This is a genomic window from Acidovorax sp. 59 (genome assembly GCF_002754175.1).
Lineage (GTDB): Bacteria > Pseudomonadota > Gammaproteobacteria > Burkholderiales > Burkholderiaceae_C > Acidovorax > Acidovorax delafieldii.
This window is the reverse complement of record NZ_PEET01000001.1, coordinates 2,279,076-2,295,147: the sequence shown is the minus strand read 5'-3', so window position 1 is coordinate 2,295,147 and position 16,072 is coordinate 2,279,076. Positions and strand designations below refer to the sequence as shown.

14 protein-coding genes are annotated in these 16,072 nt (G+C 66.2%); 1 reads left to right on the top strand and 13 read right to left on the bottom strand.

Features of this window, described 5'->3' with window-relative positions:
• Positions 1-51 precede the first annotated feature (51 nt).
• The 6 genes from CLU87_RS10320 to gabT all read right to left on the bottom strand — a co-directional run bounded on the left by CLU87_RS10320 (position 52) and on the right by gabT (position 7,479).
• Positions 52-1,548, bottom strand: a complete 1,497-nt coding sequence (locus tag CLU87_RS10320) for an NAD-dependent succinate-semialdehyde dehydrogenase (RefSeq protein ID WP_099730397.1) — start codon at positions 1,546-1,548, stop codon at positions 52-54.
• A 194-nt stretch (positions 1,549-1,742) separates the two neighbouring features.
• The gene (locus tag CLU87_RS10315; protein WP_099730396.1) at positions 1,743-2,561 is read right to left on the bottom strand and encodes an ABC transporter permease; all 819 of its coding nucleotides are present in this window, start codon (positions 2,559-2,561) and stop codon (positions 1,743-1,745) included.
• A gap of 31 nt (positions 2,562-2,592) precedes the next feature.
• Positions 2,593-3,855: an ABC transporter permease gene (locus CLU87_RS10310; RefSeq protein WP_099730395.1), complete on the bottom strand. Its 1,263-nt coding sequence runs from the start codon at positions 3,853-3,855 to the stop codon at positions 2,593-2,595.
• A 45-nt stretch (positions 3,856-3,900) separates the two neighbouring features.
• On the bottom strand, positions 3,901-4,935 hold the full coding sequence (locus tag CLU87_RS10305) for an ABC transporter substrate-binding protein (RefSeq protein WP_099730394.1): 1,035 nt from the start codon (positions 4,933-4,935) through the stop codon (positions 3,901-3,903).
• Between the two features lie 120 nt (positions 4,936-5,055).
• The gene (locus CLU87_RS10300) at positions 5,056-6,156 is read right to left on the bottom strand and encodes an ABC transporter ATP-binding protein (protein WP_099732125.1); all 1,101 of its coding nucleotides are present in this window, start codon (positions 6,154-6,156) and stop codon (positions 5,056-5,058) included.
• A 30-nt stretch (positions 6,157-6,186) separates the two neighbouring features.
• The gene (gene gabT / locus CLU87_RS10295; RefSeq protein WP_099730393.1) at positions 6,187-7,479 is read right to left on the bottom strand and encodes a 4-aminobutyrate--2-oxoglutarate transaminase; all 1,293 of its coding nucleotides are present in this window, start codon (positions 7,477-7,479) and stop codon (positions 6,187-6,189) included.
• 202 nt (positions 7,480-7,681) lie between these two features.
• On the opposite strand from gabT, the gene CLU87_RS10290 reads away from it, so the two are divergent.
• Positions 7,682-9,118 (top strand): PLP-dependent aminotransferase family protein, encoded by a 1,437-nt coding sequence (locus CLU87_RS10290; protein ID WP_099732124.1) that lies wholly within the window; start codon positions 7,682-7,684, stop codon positions 9,116-9,118.
• A 274-nt stretch (positions 9,119-9,392) separates the two neighbouring features.
• On the opposite strand, the gene CLU87_RS10285 is transcribed toward CLU87_RS10290, so the two are convergent.
• From CLU87_RS10285 to CLU87_RS10255, 7 genes are all read right to left on the bottom strand, one after another.
• Positions 9,393-10,067 carry a GntR family transcriptional regulator gene (locus CLU87_RS10285; protein ID WP_099730392.1) on the bottom strand — a complete coding sequence of 225 codons (675 nt, stop codon included), beginning with the start codon at positions 10,065-10,067 and terminating at the stop codon, positions 9,393-9,395.
• A gap of 67 nt (positions 10,068-10,134) precedes the next feature.
• On the bottom strand, positions 10,135-11,160 hold the full coding sequence (locus CLU87_RS10280; RefSeq protein ID WP_099730391.1) for a TRAP transporter substrate-binding protein: 1,026 nt from the start codon (positions 11,158-11,160) through the stop codon (positions 10,135-10,137).
• Between the two features lie 57 nt (positions 11,161-11,217).
• Positions 11,218-12,483: a TRAP transporter large permease gene (locus CLU87_RS10275; protein ID WP_099730390.1), complete on the bottom strand. Its 1,266-nt coding sequence runs from the start codon at positions 12,481-12,483 to the stop codon at positions 11,218-11,220.
• A gap of 37 nt (positions 12,484-12,520) precedes the next feature.
• Entirely contained in the window at positions 12,521-13,156 is a 636-nt protein-coding gene (locus CLU87_RS10270) for a TRAP transporter small permease (RefSeq protein ID WP_099730389.1), read from the bottom strand.
• Positions 13,157-13,305: 149 nt separating this feature from the next.
• Positions 13,306-14,673 carry an FAD/NAD(P)-binding oxidoreductase gene (locus CLU87_RS10265; protein ID WP_233193761.1) on the bottom strand — a complete coding sequence of 456 codons (1,368 nt, stop codon included), beginning with the start codon at positions 14,671-14,673 and terminating at the stop codon, positions 13,306-13,308.
• Positions 14,670-14,930 (bottom strand): 2Fe-2S iron-sulfur cluster-binding protein, encoded by a 261-nt coding sequence (locus CLU87_RS10260; protein WP_199170891.1) that lies wholly within the window; start codon positions 14,928-14,930, stop codon positions 14,670-14,672. The genes CLU87_RS10265 and CLU87_RS10260 overlap by 4 nt, the downstream gene beginning before the upstream one ends.
• A 23-nt stretch (positions 14,931-14,953) precedes the next feature.
• Positions 14,954-16,069: an FAD-binding oxidoreductase gene (locus CLU87_RS10255; RefSeq protein WP_099730387.1), complete on the bottom strand. Its 1,116-nt coding sequence runs from the start codon at positions 16,067-16,069 to the stop codon at positions 14,954-14,956.
• Positions 16,070-16,072: the final 3 nt, after the last annotated feature.

Below are 16,072 nucleotides of genomic sequence, written 5' to 3'. Positions count from 1 at the left end.
CACTCCAGCGTTTTTATGACGTTTGTAGCGAGAGGCTATCCGCAGCTGCGTTCACTTGCCACTCAAGATGTCCCCCACGCACAGGTACTTGATCTCCACATAGTCGTCCATGCCGTAGTGCGAGCCCTCGCGGCCCAGGCCCGACTGCTTGACGCCGCCAAAGGGTACGTGCTCTGTGGCCAGAATGCCCACATTGGCACCGACCATCCCGTATTCCAGCGCCTCGGTCACGCGGAAGATGCGACCCACATCGCGGCTGTAGAAGTAGCTGGCCAGGCCGAACTCGGTGTTGTTGGCAGCGTCGATGGCTTCCTGCTCGGTCTTGAACTTGAATACGGGCGCAAACGGGCCAAAGGTTTCTTCGCGGGCACACAGCATGTCGGCCGACGCATTGGCCACCACCGTGGGCTCGAAGAACTGTCCGGAGCCCAGACTCTTGAGCCGCTGGCCGCCAGCCACCACCTGACCGCCCTTGGCCAGCGCGTCGTCCACGTGGCGCTGTACCTTGGCCAGTGCGGCTTCCTCGATCAGCGGGCCCTGGTTCACACCGGCTTCAAAGCCATTGCCCACCTTGGCCGTCTTGACCTTGGCGGCGAACTTGGCCACGAACTCGTCGTACACGCCTTCCTGCACGTAAAAGCGGTTGGTGCATACGCAGGTCTGGCCCGCGTTGCGGTACTTGCTGGCAAAGGCGCCTTCCACGGCGCTGTCGATGTCGGCATCGTCAAACACCAGGAAGGGCGCATTGCCGCCCAGCTCCAGCGACATCTTCTTGACCGTGGGGGCCGATTGCGCCATCAGGATGCGGCCTACTTCGGTGCTGCCTGTGAAGCTGATGTGGCGTACCACGTCGCTTGCGCACAGCACCTTGCCGATGGCAATGGAGTTGTCGCTGTCGGCGGGCAGGATGTTGAACACACCGGCCGGAATGCCCGCGCGGATGGCCAGCTCGGCGGCGGCCAGGGCGGTGAGTGGTGTCAGCTCGGCTGGCTTGATGACCACGGGGCAGCCCGCAGCAAGCGCAGGTGCGACCTTGCGGGTGATCATGGCCAGCGGGAAGTTCCATGGCGTGATGGCCGCGCACACGCCGATGGGTTGCTTGAGCACCAGCAGGCGGCGGTTGTTGTCAAATTGGGGCAGGGTCTCGCCGTTGATGCGCTTGGCCTCCTCGGCAAACCATTCCACAAAGCTCGCGCCGTAGGCGACCTCGCCCTTGGCTTCTGGCAGGGGCTTGCCCTGTTCGGCGGTCATGATGCGGCCCAGGTCGTCCTGATTGGCCATGAGCAGGTCAAACCACTTGCGCAGGATGATGCTGCGCTCCTTGGCGGTCTTGGTCTTCCAAGGGCCCCAGGCGGCGTTGGCGGCGGCAATGGCGGCCTCGGCATCCTGCGGGCCCAGATTGGCCACGTCGGCCAGCTTCAGTCCCGTGGCTGGGTCGTTCACGTCAAAGCGGCTGCTGCCCGCCACCCACTGGCCGTTGATGAGGCCGTCAGTCTTGAGCAGCGTGGGGTCGTTCAGCAGTGTGAGGGGAGATGTCTTCATGTCCATGGGAATACTTCCGGGAGAGGTGACGAAACAGAGGGCGAGCAGAAAAGAGAAGGGGAGCAGAGCGGGTAGCCAACGACCCGCGTACATCTAGCCAAAGGCTAGCATGGGCGGGGCTGCGCCATGCGTCGCCAAAGTGGCACGGGCAACAGGGGCATGGGTGTGGATGCGTGCATGGTTGAACACGGCTTGCGCCGTCATGCGCGCCGGCCCCGCAGCCACTCCAGCGCCAGCAAGAGGCTGGTGGTGAAGAGGATGAGCAGTGTGGCCACGGCGGCAATGGTGGGCGAAATGTTCTCGCGGATGCCATTGAACATCTGGCGCGGCAGCGTGGACTGGTCGGCCCCGGCCAGGAAGAGGGTGACCACCACTTCGTCAAAGGAGGTGGCAAACGCAAACAGCGCGCCGGAGATCACGCCCGGCGCAATCACCGGCAGCGTGATGCGAAAGAAGGTGTTGAACGGCGTCTCGCCCAGGCTCAGGGAGGCGCGCACCAGGTTGTGGTTGAAGCCCGCCAGCGTGGCCAGCACGGTGGTCAGCACAAAAGGGGCCCCCAGGGCGGCGTGCACCACGATGAGACCAAAGTAGCTGTCGGCCAGGCCCAGTGGCGCAAAGTACAGGTAGGTGGCCACGCCCACCACGATGATGGGCACCACCATGGGGGCAATCAGGATGGCCATGAGCAGTCCCTTGAACCGGAAGTCCGCCCGCGACAGGCCCACGGCGGCCAGGGTGCCCAGCACAGTGGCAATCAGCGTGGCTGCGGGCGCCACGATGAAGCTATTGCGCGTGGCACGGGCCCATTCGGCCGACTCGAACAGGTTGCGGTACCACTTGAGCGACCAGCCGTGGATGGGGTAGGCGAGGAACGAGCTTTCGGAGAACGACAGCGGCACCATCACCAGGATGGGGGCCAGCAGGAACACCAGCACGGACACGCACAGCGCGCGCACGGCCCACCAGCCGAGCTTGTCGGCCAACGTGGCGTACCGGGGGAATTGGGGCAGGCGAAACATGGTCAGCGACTTTCAGCTTTGGAGGGAGTGATCAGCCCAGACTCAATTCGGCTTTGCCAATGCGGCGGTACACGCCATACAGCAGCAGCGTGGCTGCCAGCAGCAGGGCACCCAGCGCGCAGGCCATGCCCCAGTTCACTTCCACATTGGTGTAGCGGGCGATGTAGTAGCTCAGCATCTGGTCATCGGCCCCGCCCAGCAGCGCGGGCGTGACGTAGTAGCCAATGGCCAGGATGAACACCAGCAGCGCACCCGCGCCGACGCCCGGGTAGGTCTGCGGTACATACACCCGAAAGAACGCGGCAATGGGCGAGCTGCCCAGCGACACGGCCGCGCGCATGTAGCTGGATGGCACGCTTTTCATCACGCTGTACAGCGGCAGGATCATGAAGGGCAGCAGGATGTGCACCATGGCGATCACAACCCCCGTGCGGTTGAACAGCAGCGCCAGCGGCTGTTCGATGAGGCCCAGTCCCATCAACCCGCGGTTGACCAGCCCTTCCGATTGCAGCAGCACGATCCACGCTGCCACGCGCACGAGGATGGAGGTCCAGAACGGCACCAGCACCAGGATCATCAGCACATTGGCCTGGCGCGCGGGCAGAGCGGCCAGCCACCAGGCCAGCGGGTAGCCCAGCAGCAGGCACACCAGCGTCACCACCAGGCTGATGTGGAACGTGCGCAGAAGGATGCCGCCGAAGGCACGCTGCTCTTCGGGCATGCGTTCGACGTGGCCCTGGGCGTCGCGCTGCAGGTCCACGGAGGCGAGCAGGTAGTCCGGCGTCCAGCGCGCGCCGTTCTTGGCGATGGCCTGCCACAGCGGGGCTTCGGCCCAGCGCGCATCTTTTTCCAGGAGCTGGGCTCGGATGGCTTCGGGCGCGCCTTCCATGGGCAAGGCGCGGTAGGCGCCCATGATGAGCGAGCGGGCGCCGGGCACCTCGGTATTGAGCCGGCGTGCCAGGGCTCCGGCATCGGAGCTGTCGGGCAGGCGAGCGAGGTCTTGCACCAGCGCGGCATAGGCGGGCGCGCCGGGGGCGTCCTTGCGGTCCCAGCCGTCCAGCGCACGCACTGTGGCGGGCAGCGCGTTGGCGACCTCCGGGTTTTCCACAGCGCGCTGCAGCAGAGCGGCGATGGGGATCAGCAACGTGAGCAGCAGGAACACCAGCAGAGGCAAGGTCAGCGCAAACGCCCGCCATTTGCGGCGGGATTCAGCGCGCGCCAGTGACGCGCGCAGCGCACCGGGGGCATTGCCGCCGATGTCGGTGGCGTGAGGATGGGCCAAGGTGGCATGCATGAGGGGTTCCTGCTGTCAGCGTTTCACGGTGGAATCGGCGTACCCTTACTGGGTAGCCCAGGCGGCGAAGCGCTTTTCCAGCGTCTCGCCCTGGTCAGCCCAGAACCCCACGTTGAACTGCAGCGCTTCCTTGGCATTGGCGGCCGAGGTGGGCAGGTCATCCAGCACCTTCCTGTCCAGCGAGGCCAGCGCCTTGCTGTTGGCCGGGCCGTAGGCGATGTTCTGGGCATAGGCGGCCTGTTGTTGGGGCTGCATGGTGAATGCGATGAACTTCACGGCAGCATCCTTGTTGGGCGTGCCCTTGGGGATTGCCCAGTAGTCCAGGTCGTAGATGCCGCCGGGCCAGTAGATCTTGAGGTTGCGGCCTTCGCGGTTGGCGGCATCGATGCGCCCGTTGAACACCGTGGTCAGGGCCACGTCACCTGCCACCAGGAACTGCGGCGCCTGGGCGCCGGCTTCCCACCACTGGATGTTGGGCTTGAGTTCGGTGAGCTTCTTGAAGGCGCGGTCGGCGCCTTCCTTGGTGGCGAGCACCTTGTACACGTCGGCGGGCTTCACGCCGTCGGCCAGCAGGGCGAACTCGAGGTTGTAGCGCGCGCCCTTGCGCATGCCGCGCTTGCCGGGGATCTTCTTGGTGTCCCAGAAGTCGGCCCAACTGGCGGGCGGGGTCTTGAGCTTGTCGCCGTTGTAGGCCATCACGGTGGACCACACGAAGATGCCCACGGCGCACTCGTTCACGGCGGCGGGCAGCAGGTCGGCCTTCGGCACGATCTTGCTGTAGTCCAGCTTCTCATACAGGCCTTCGTCGCACCCACGGGCCGCATCGGGCGATTCGACCTCCACCACATCCCAGGTGACCTTCCTGGTTTCGACCATGGCTTTCACCTTGGCTTGCTCGCCGTTGTATTCGACGGCCACGATCTTGTTGCCCTGCTTTTCATAGGGCTCGTAGAACGCCTTCTTTTGTGCGTTGGCATTGGCGCCGCCAAAATTCACGACGGTGAGTTGCTGTTGCGCGAAGCTGGGCAGGGCCAGGCCCGCGGCCAGGGAAGCGCAAGCGATCAGGCTCATTTTTTTCATGGGTTTTCCTCAGGTTGTGGTGAAACGGAACGGAACAGGGGGCGGGAACTGAACTAGGGAACAGGGGCGAGGCGCGAGCGGCAGGCCCGAGCGGGGCGCGCCGGGCCGCGTCAGCCCGCGTCAGGCGGCGTAGATGCGGGTTGCTGCCGCAGGAAACTCCAGCAGCACCTGCTCTCCCGGCTGGGGATGGCGGCAGGGCGCACCGGCCGGGGACAGGGGCAGCTTGACGGTGGCTTGCTCCTGCCCATGGCCCAGGTCGCACATCAGGCGTTGGTGGTCGCCGTAATAGATGCTGCGTGCCACGGTGGCCGGAACGGCGTTGGGCCGCGGGTAGTCGGAAGACGGGTGCAGCACGATGCGTTCGGGCCGCACGCAGGCCTGGACCCTGGCGCCCAGCGTAGCCTGGTTCACGTTCACCCCCGGCAGCAGGAAGCCCCCGGGCAACTGGATCGCCGTGTCCCCGCCCGCGCCTTGCAGCGTGCCGGTGAGCACGGTGCTGTCGCCCACGAAGCCAGCCACAAAGCGGTTGCTTGGCGCCTCGTACAAGGTCTCCACATCGGCCAGTTGCTGGATCACGCCTTCGTTGAACACGGCCACGCGGTCACTCATGGTCAGGGCCTCGCCCTGATCGTGCGTGACGTAGACAAAGGTCACCCCCAGTTGACGGTGCAGTTCCTTGAGCTCGATCTGCATGTGCTCGCGCAGTTGCTTGTCCAGCGCGCCGAGCGGCTCGTCCATCAGCACCAGCTGGGGGTTGAACACCAGCGCACGCGCCAGGGCTACACGCTGCTGCTGCCCACCCGACAGGCGCGCAGGCAGGCGGTCGGCCATGCCGGTCAGGCGCACCATCTCCAGCGCTTTTTTCACGCGCTCGGCCCGCTCGGCCTTGGGCACCTTGCGCACCGTAAGCGGGTAAGCCACGTTCTCGCCCACCGTGAGGTGGGGGAACAGCGCGTAGTTCTGGAACACCATGCCAAAGTTGCGCTTGTGCGGCGGCGTGCGCGTGATCTGCTTGCCATCGAGCAGGATGTCGCCCGCCGTGGGCGACTCGAAGCCGGCCAGCATCATCAGCGTGGTGGTCTTGCCAGAGCCCGAAGGCCCCAGCAGGCTCAGGAACTCGCCGCGCTGGATGTCCAGGTCCAGCGCACGCACCACAAGCTGTTCGCCGTCGTAGGTTTTTTGCACGCCGCTGAAGCGGACCAGGGGTTCTGCGTGGTTCATGGTGGTGGGGGCAATCAAGGGAGAAGGGAATCAGCCCACAGCCGCGAAGCTGTCGGCCAGGATGGCCAGGCCTTCGCGCAGCAGTTCGTCCGATGCAGTCAGGGGCACCAGGATGCGGATCACGTTGCCGTAAGTGCCGCAGGACAGCAGGATGAGCCCGCGCCGCGCGGCTTCGGCCACGACCTTTTTGGTCAGTGCGGCGTCGGGGCGGTGTAGATCGCCGTTTTCAAACAGCTCGATCGCCACCATGGCACCCAGGCCGCGCACGTCGCCGATGGCGGGTACTTTGGCGGCCATTGCTTTCAGGGCACTGACCAGCAGCGCGCCCATTTCCTGGCTGCGGGCCAGCAGGTTTTCCTGCTCGAACGCATCGATCACCGCCAGGGCTGCCGCGCAGGCCACCGGGCTGCCCGCATAGGTGCCGCCCAGGCCTCCAGCTGCAGGCGCGTCGATGACGTCAGCGCGGCCCACCACGCCCGACAGGGGGAAGCCGCCCGCCAGCGACTTAGCGGTAGTGATGAGGTCGGGGGCCACCGGCCATTGTTCGCAGGCGAACCACGTGCCCGTGCGGCCCGCGCCGGTCTGCACTTCGTCGGCAATCAGCAGGATGCCGTACCGGTCTGCGAGGGCCTTGAGGCCGGTGATGAACTCGGGCGGGGCCACATAGAAGCCGCCTTCGCCCTGCACGGGCTCGACGATGAAGGCGGCCACGCGCTCGGGCTCGATGTCGTTCTTGAAGATCAGCTCCACCGAATGCAGGGCCTGCTCCACGCTCACGCCATGCAGTGCGTTGGGGAACAGCGCGTGGTAGGTCTCACCCGGGAACGGACCAAAACCCACCTTGTACGGAACGACCTTGCCGGTGAGGCCCAGCGTGAGGTTGGTGCGGCCGTGGTAGCCGCCCGTGAAGGCGATCACGCCAGGGCGCTTGGTGTAGGCGCGGGCGATCTTGATGGCGTTTTCCACGGCCTCGGCGCCGGTGGTGAGCAGCAGGCTCTTTTTGGCAAACGCGCCGGGGGCCAGCGTGTTCAGGCGCTCGCACACTTCCACGTACGGTTCGTACGCCACCACCTGAAAGCAGGTGTGGGTGTACAGGTCCAGCTGGGCCTTGACGGCGGCGATCACGCCAGCGTGCAGGTGGCCGGTGTTGAGCACCGCGATGCCACCGGCAAAGTCGATGAAGCGGCGGCCCTCCACATCCCACAGCTCGGCGTTGCGGGCCTTGTGGATGAAGAGTTCATGGGCCTGGCCCACGCCCCGGGCCACGGCGGCGTGGCGGCGGGTGAGGAGGGCGGCGTTGGTGAAGTGGCGGTCTTGCTGCATGGTGTGGGCGGTGGCTGTGAAGGACAAAAAAGGGAATGAAAACCAGGAGTGGGGCGAATTCTGGAATCCACGCCACGGCCCGTCCATGTACAGCGCAGCGCTGTTTTGCGCGCACTGTGCAGGTCTAGAATCCTGTACAGGCAATCCCTGATTTGGTGTGCGCCAACCCAGTGCACAATTCGCCCCCTTTTTTGCTCCCCTGATGCTCACTCTCAGCCCCGACCTCCAGACACCTCTGGTCAGCCAGATCGTCGATGGTCTGCGGGGGCTCATCGCCGGGCAGGTGCTCAAACCCGGCAGCAAACTCCCGTCCATCCGCGCTTTTGCCGCTGCGCACGGCGTGAGCGTGTTCACCGTGGTCGAGGCCTACGACCGCCTGGTGGCGCAGGGCTGGCTGGTGTCGCGGGCCAATGCAGGCTTTTTTGTGAAGCGGCGGGGCGACGAGGGCGCTGCGCCCGGCACTGGTGCGCCCGAGCGGGCCGTGCCCCGTTTTGATGCGCGCTGGTACCTCAAACAAATTTTTGAAAACCGCAACCTGCCCATGAAACCGGGCTGCGGCTGGCTGCCGCACGACTGGCTGTTTGGCGATGCGGTCAAACGCAGCATGCGCCAGCTGTCGTCCGACGGGCCCGAGCTGGATGGCTATGGCCTGCCCCACGGCCACATGGCGCTGCGCATGGTGGTGGCCGAGTCGCTGGCCGAACACCATCTGGCGGTGGACGCCGACCAGGTGCTGCTCACGCAGGGCTCCAGCCAGGCGCTGGACCTGGTGGCGCGTCGTCTCGTCAAGCCTGGCGATGTGGTGCTGGTGGACGACCCCGGCTATCCCAACCTGCTGTTCATGTTGCGCTTTGCGGGAGCGCAAGTGGTGGGTGTGCCGCGCACCGCCACCGGCTACGACCTGCCCGCACTGGAGGCTCTGCTGGCCGAGCGCCAGCCCACGGTGTTCTTCACGCAGCCGCGCCTGCAAAGCCCCACCTGCTCGGTGGCATCGGTAGCGCACCTGCACCGGCTACTGCAACTGGCCGAGCAGCACAACTTCATGCTGGTGGAGAACGACATCTACGCCGACATGGACCCCGGTGTGCGTCCCTCGCTGGCCAGCCTGGACCAGCTCAACCGCGTGATCTACCTGGGCAGCTTCTCCAAGACGATTTCGCCCAATCTGCGCACCGGCTTTCTGGCGGCGCGGCATGACCTGCTCGACGAACTGGTGCAGCTCAAGATGATCTCGGGCCTGACCTCGTCAGAGATCACCGAGCGCATCACGTTTGGTGTGGTGACGGATGGGCGCTGGCGCAAGCACCTCAAGTCGCTGCGCGAACGCCTGGCCGAGGCGCACCGCACGGTGGGGCGGCGCTTGCTGAACCTGGGATTCGAGCTGTTCCACGAGCCCGAGGCGGGCATGTACCTGTGGGCCCGGCACCCCGACCTGCCCGACAGTGCCGAGCTGTCGAAAGAGGCCACCGGTGCGGGCATCATGCTCGGGCCGGGTCAGCTGTTTCTGGTGGAGCCCCGGCCTACGGGCTGGCTGCGGTTTAACGTGGCGTTCAGCCAGGACGAGCGGATGTGGCGCTTTCTGGAGCAGCGCATCGAGATGGGCCAGCAGGTGGCGGAGCAGGGCAGTTCCCTGGCCTGAGTACGCGGTTTGAAGCGTTTTGGGGCGGATGCGCTAGTGCAATATGCCTGGATTGCTATCAAATAGATAGTGATTGACGCAACTGCCCATGGCCCGGGGGCTGGTCCATAGGGACCCTCTGCACGAATCACCGCGTCGTGTGCATCAGCGGGCTCGGGCGGTCTGCTGCGTTGCAAATACTCGCAATAGCTACGGCTATTGCTGCGTTTTGCGCCTTGCACCCCCTCCCGATCCGCTGCGCTCACTTGGCCAGCGAGATTCGTGCAGAGGGTCCCTAGCGGTCGATGATGCGCCGCGCGAAGCGCTCCAGGTACTCCATCAGCTGCTCCGCGCCCGCCACGGCCTGGGCCTCGTCGCCACTGGCAATGCCCTGCGCCAGTTGCATGTGCGCGCGGGCACCCTCTGACACCTCGCCTTCGTGCTGGTAGGCGTACCAGAAGCGGCGGCACTGCACGATGAGCGGTTGCACGCATTTGACGGCCGAGTGGTTCTGGCTGGCCTGGTGGGTGACGAGGTCTAGCTCATGGTCGGCCAGCATGTAGCCGTCGAGGTGGCCGCGCGCCGCGGCCTGCACCATGTTTTCCGCACACCGTACGATGGCCTGGCGCTGCGGCGCGGTGGCGCGGCGTGCGGCGTTGGAGGCCAACAATCGCTCCAGTACGCGGCGGGTCTGGATCACGTCCAGGTGGTCGGCCAGGTCGATGTGCGACACCAGCAGCCCGCGCCGGGGCTGCTGCACGATGAGCCCGATGGACACCATGCGCAGCAGCGCCTCGCGCACCGGCGTGCGGCCCAGGCCCGTGCTCTCGGCGATCTCGGCCTCCACCACGGGGCTGCCGGGCTGCAGCTGCAGCGTGGAGATCATGGTCTCGATGGCGTCGTAGGCCACGTCCGCCGCGCGCCGCTTGGGCGCGGGGTCTTGCTGGGGGGAGGGGCGGCGGAGTGTCATCGGGCGTGAAGGACGTTGCGGGAGGCCGCATCTTATGGGATGCGGCCCCGGTGACCCTTGCGGACTGTCAGAGGCTTGCACCCGCCTTGCGCAGCTCGGCAATCTGCGGCGCCTTGGGCAGCCACAGCTTGTCGAACTCCTGGATGATGCCGTCGGGGTTGAACGACGATGCCGTCTTGAAGGCGATGGACGTGCCCTTGAACTTCTCGATCAGCCCGGCCTCAGTGGTCACGATGTCATTGATCTGCGCATCCAGCGACTGGGCCACCAGCTTGCGGATGATGTCCTTGTCCTTGGCATCCAGCCCTTGCCAGATGCGGCCGGAGACCAGCGGCGCGAATGGCATGAACAAGGCGTTCATCTGCAGCAGGGCCTTGGCCACCTTGTCGAAGCGCTGGTTCCAGGAGAACTCGATGTCCGCCTCCAGCCCATCCACCTGGCCGTTGCTCATCGCGTCGAACACTTGCGGCGTGGGGATGGGCGTGGGCGCGGCGCCGAGCATTTGGTAGAAGTCGCGGTACACAGGCGTGGGGTTGATGCGCAGCTTCATGCCCTTGATGTCGGTGGGCACGGTGATGTCCTTGGTGGAAAACACCGCGCGCATGCCGGTGATGCCCCAGCCCAGGCCAATGGTGCCCGTCTCGCGCGGCAGCGCCTCCAGCAGCTTGGTGGCGGCGGGGTGCTTGACCAGTTTGGCCACTGCGGGGGTGGATCGCACGAGGTAAGGCGCGTTGATGGCCGCGATGCTGGCCACGCGCGAGCCCAGCTCGGCGGCCTGGATCCAGCCCATGTCGAGCGCGCCGGACTGCAGCTGCTGCATCATCGCCGCCTCGTTGCCCAGCTGGCCCGAGTGGAAGACCGTGACGCTCAGGCGGCCATCGGTTTCCTTCTTCAGCGCCTCGCCAAATTGCACGGCAGCACGGTTCCACGAGTGGCCTGCGGGCGTGATCAGGCCCAGGCGAAACTCCTTGGCGTCGGCGGCACGCACCAGGGCCGGAAAGCCCAGCCCCGTGACGGTGGCAGCGGCCACGGCGTGGCGCCGGATGAAATGGCGGCGGGTGACAGCGGGGGTGTGGGCGGGCTGGGTCGTCATGGTGAACTCCGTGTGAAAGAACTTTGGGAGGGGACGGGGGATTTGCTGGGCGGCGGTCTACTTGAGCAAACCGAGCGACAGGCTGGGGAACAGTGACAACATCACCAGCGCCACGCAGCTGATGATGAAAAACGGCAGCGTGACGATGAACATCTTTCCGGGCTTGGCCCCGGTGACGGCTGACGCGACAAAAAAGCTCAGGCCCACGGGTGGGGTCATCAGCCCCAGCACCAGGTTGACGACGATCACCACACCAAAATGGCGCGGGTCGATGTGATAAACCTCGGTGGCAATTGGCAGCAGGATGGGGGCGGTCATGATGAGACCGGGGATACCGTCGATCACCGTGCCGATGACCAGCAGGATGGCGTTGGTGAGCAGCAGGAAGGTGACCGGGTCGTGCGCCACGGTCTGCACCCAGGCGGCCACCATCTGCGGCACCTTGCCGTAGATCAGCAGCCACGAGAACACGGCCGCTGCCGCCACCAGAAACAGTACGATGGCCGAGTAGATCGCCGAGCGCAGCAGGATCGCGGGCATGGCGCTGAACCGGAACTCCTTGGTCACATAGCGACCCACCAGGGCCGAGGCCAGCGCGCCCACGGCGGCCGATTCGGTGGGGTTGGCCAGGCCACTCAGGATGGAGCCCACGATGATGATGGGGATCAGCAGCGTGGGGCTGGCCTGCATCACGGTGCGCGCGCGCTGGGCCAGCGTGCGCTTTTCGCTGCGCGGGTAGTTGTAGACAAAGCCCATGAGCGCGATCACGACAAAGAACAGCACGGTGAGCAGCACGCCGGGCAGGATGCCTGCAATCAGCATGTCGCCCACGGCCACCTGGGCCAGCACGCTGTAGACCACAAACATCACCGAGGGCGGGATGATGGGCCCGAGCATGCCGCCGTACACCGTGAGGCCCGCCGCAAAGGTCTTGTCGTAGCCCTGCTTTTCCATCTCGGGCACCATGACCTGCGACATGATGGCCACCTGCGCGGTGGCCGAGCCGATGATGGATGACACCAACATGTTGGCCAGGATGTTCACGTAGGCCAGCCCCCCTTTGACGGAGCCGATGAAGGCCATGGACAGGTCCACCAGCCGCCGCGTGATGCCGCCGCTGTTCATGATCTCGCCGATCAGGATGAACAGCGGAATGGCGATGAGGCCATAGCTGTCCACCCCGCCAAACATCTGCATGGGGAAGGACTGGAACAGCACCGGGCTGCCGATGCTGAGGATGTACACCGCGCCCGACAGGCACAGGCACACGCCGATGGGCACACCCACCATCAAGGCGGCGAGGAAGAACAGGGTAGTGATCATGGTCGGGCTCTGGTGGGTTTTGCTGGCGCAGGGGCGCTCAGTTCACGGCGTCGGCGTTGACTACGTCGAAGCCCGCGTGCTGCACACGCTCTGCGGCGCCCATGTCTTCGAGCAGGTTGGCCAGTGCATGCACGCTGAAGGTGGCCGAGAAGATCGGCAGGATGAGTTGCAGCACCCAAGTGGGCCAGTTCAGCGTCTGGGTGCGCTCGGTGTAGATGAAGTTGAAGCTCTCGGCGGCAAACTCCTTGGCGTCAAAGCCGTAGCGCGCAATGCCGATGGGGTCCATCCACACCCAGCACATCACCAGCATGGCCAGGCCAAACAGCAGCACGCCGGACGTGGCCACCACCTTGAATGCCTTGGCGCCCCGCGCGCCGAGGTGGTCGGTCAGCATGGTCACGGCAAAGTCCATGCGCAGCCGCGTCATGACCGAGGCGCCCACAAAGGTCAGCCAGACCACCGTGTAGACAGCCGCCTCGTCCACCCAGTAGATGGGCATGCCGGTGTAGCGCGTGACCACGTTGAGCAGGATCAGCAGCACCAGCAACGTCATGAGGGCGGTGAGCAGATGCCGCTCCATGCGCAGAACCTGCGTGGACAGCGCCAGCACCCAGCGGACGGGAGCGCGCGGCGCCGGAGATTGCGGGGCGGGTGGACTGTTGGGCGTGGGCATGATGGGTTCCTGGGGAGGAGGGCGCGGCGATGAAAGAAAAAGCTTTCTGCTTTTTAATATCTAACAAATATATTTAAAAGCAAGATGGATGCCTGCTGGGTGCGGGTAAGCCCTGAAAGGAAGGACGGGGGAAAACGGCTGCGCGCGCGTCAGCCCGAGGGAGCTGCGGGCTCGCGCTGAGCGCTGGTGGTGGGCGCGGGCGTGCAGGCGGCCAGCGTGCCAATGCGTGTGGGCGCCAGCAGATGCCGTGGGGGTGCAGGCGTCCAGCCAAACAGGTACTGTGCGGCAGCGCCGCAAATGCGGCCCTGGCACGCGCCCATGCCGCAGCGGGTGTGGAGCTTGGCATCGATCCAGCCGTCGCGATTGGCCAGTGCAGCGTAGGGCACGTCTTCGCAGCGGCACACCAGGGTGCCGGGCTGCGCCAGGGTTTTGAGTGCTCCGTTCAGTGGAAAAGAAGTCTGCAACGCCTGCGCAAAGCGCTCCCAGCGTGCCAGTTGCGGGCGCAGCGCCTGGGCCTGTTGCACCTGTCCCGCTGCCACATGTCCTGCCATGGCGCCCTGAACCAGTGCACGTTCGCTGCCGCCAAAGCCGGTGGCTTCACCCGCGGCGAACACACCGGGCACGCTGGTGCGCATCTGTGCATCGACAGCCAGGCCCTGGCCACCGCTGAAAGGTCCGCCCAGTGTGCAGCCCAGCATCTGCCCCAGGTGGGTGTTGGGCACCAGCCCGAACCCGCAGGCCACGCGGTCGCAGGCCATGGTTTCTTCGGCGTGTTGGCCTTTGCGCAGCCTCACTGTTTGCACCTGCGTGGTGCCTTGGACTTCCAGCACATGGCTGCTGGCGCGCAACTGCGGGTGAAGCAGCGTGAGGGCTTGCAACGCCTTGGCAGGCCAGCGCGGCAGTTGCGCTGCAAAGCCAGCGAGCGCGCTCCACGGCGCCTGCTCCGCCACGCGCACCACGGTGGCACCCGCTTTGTTGGCGGTGGCGGCAGCGGCCAGCAGCAGAGGGCCTGTGCCTGCAATGACGATGCGCTGGCCGCGCACGTCGAGCCCTGCCTTGATGAGGGCCTGCAAGGCGCCTGCACCCGTCACACCGGGCAACGTCCAGCCCGGGAAGGGCAGCAACAGCTCGCGGGCTCCGGTGCACAGCACGATGCGGTGGCTGTGCTGCGTCCAGCCCCGGTCTGCGTCTTCCAGCAGCAGGGCCGGGGTCTTGTCGCCGGGTTGCGGGTCACCCAGGCCCACCACGCGGGCGCCGGGCAGCAGGCGGATGTTGGTGTGCCGGGCCAGCGCCGCGCGGTGCTGTTGCGCCAGGGCGGGCAAGACCACCTGGGGGCCGTCGCGCCAGATTTGCCCACCGGGCTGCGGGTTGTCATCCACGATGGTGATCGCGGCCCCGCTGGGCGCGGCAGCGAGAGCAGCCGCCAAACCTGCAGGGCCTGCGCCGATGATGAGGATGTCGCAGCGCTCGTGCGCCGAGTGTTGCTCGGTCATGGGTGGGGTCACGGGCCGGTTCATGGCGTGGCGCTCCCGTGCGCTGTGCCGACATCGGTGTGAATCGACATGCCCTCGGTGCAGACCGTCTGGCACGCCAGACGGGTGCGGCCGTGGATGCGGACTCTGCATTCGTGGCACACCCCCATGCCACACAGCGGTGCCCGCGCCGCGCCGGTGACCGAGGTGCGTGTGGTGCCGGGTGTTTGCTGCGCCAGCGCGGCGGCGACGCTGGTCCCCGGGGGCACCTGAAGGGGGGTGCCATTCACCACGATGTGCACCAGGGCGGGTGTTCTGGATGGGGTCATGGTGTGCTCAGGCCCGCAAAGCGGGCAGGTGCAAAGGGCGTGGGGTCGATCGCCGGGGTGCCCCCTGCGATCTGGGCCGCCAGCAACTGCGCGGTGGCCGGGGCGGTGGTCACCCCCAGCCCTTCATGGCCCACGGCCAGCCACAGGTGCGGGTGTTCGGGGTGCGCGCCAATCAGCGGCAGGCTGTCTGGCGTGGCGGCGCGAAAGCCGGTCCAGGTGCGGATGGCGTTGAGTTCGGCCAGGCCTGGCAGGTAGTCGAGTGCCCGTTGCAGCATGCGCGCCATCACGGCGTTGTTGACGGCGGGGTCGGTGGTGTCGAACTCGCGCGACGAGCCGATCAGCAACTGCCCTGTGGGCCGGGGCTGCACATTGAAGGCCACCGAGGTACCGTCGCTGTGGTGCGCGCTGGTGATGTAGCCCAGCTCCACCAGCTGGTGGTGCACGGTGCCCGGGTAGCGGTCGGTGATGACGAGGTGGCCCTTTTTGGGGCGCAGCGGCAGGCCGGGGCACAGCTGCGGGGCGTGGATGCCGCTGGCCAGCACAATGGCGCCTGCGCTGCGCTGGCTTCCGTCGCGCAGGGTGACGGTGTGGCCGTCGATCTGCATCGCTTCAGCCTGCTCCAACACAAGGCGTCCGTGGGCTGCGGCCTGGTCCAGCAGCCACTGGGCCGCGAGCGGGGCATAGACCACGCTGTCCCCCTGCACCTTGAGCGCACCCGCCAGACCGGGGCGCAGTGCGGGTTCTGCGCGGGACAGGGCGGCCGCGTCGAGCATGTCGCAGGCGATTCCGTGTGCTTGCAGGGTGCTGCGTTTGTCATGGGCCGCCTGCAGCTCTGCATCGTTGGCGGCCAGCCAGAGCGTGCCGCAGGGCGTGAACGCACAGCCCGCATCCATGTGGGGTGCCCAGGTGTGCCAGAGGTCCAGCGATGTCTGGCTCAGCGCCAGTTCTGCCGGGTTGTCATCCATCACCACCAGATGGCCCATGCCCGCCGCCGTGGCACCGCCGAGGCGCGCATCGATGACACGTACCGATAGCCCGGCCGACACCAGCGCATGGGCGCAGGCGGCGCCCACGATGCCAGCGCCAATCACAAGGACATCGGTGTGTTGCATGTG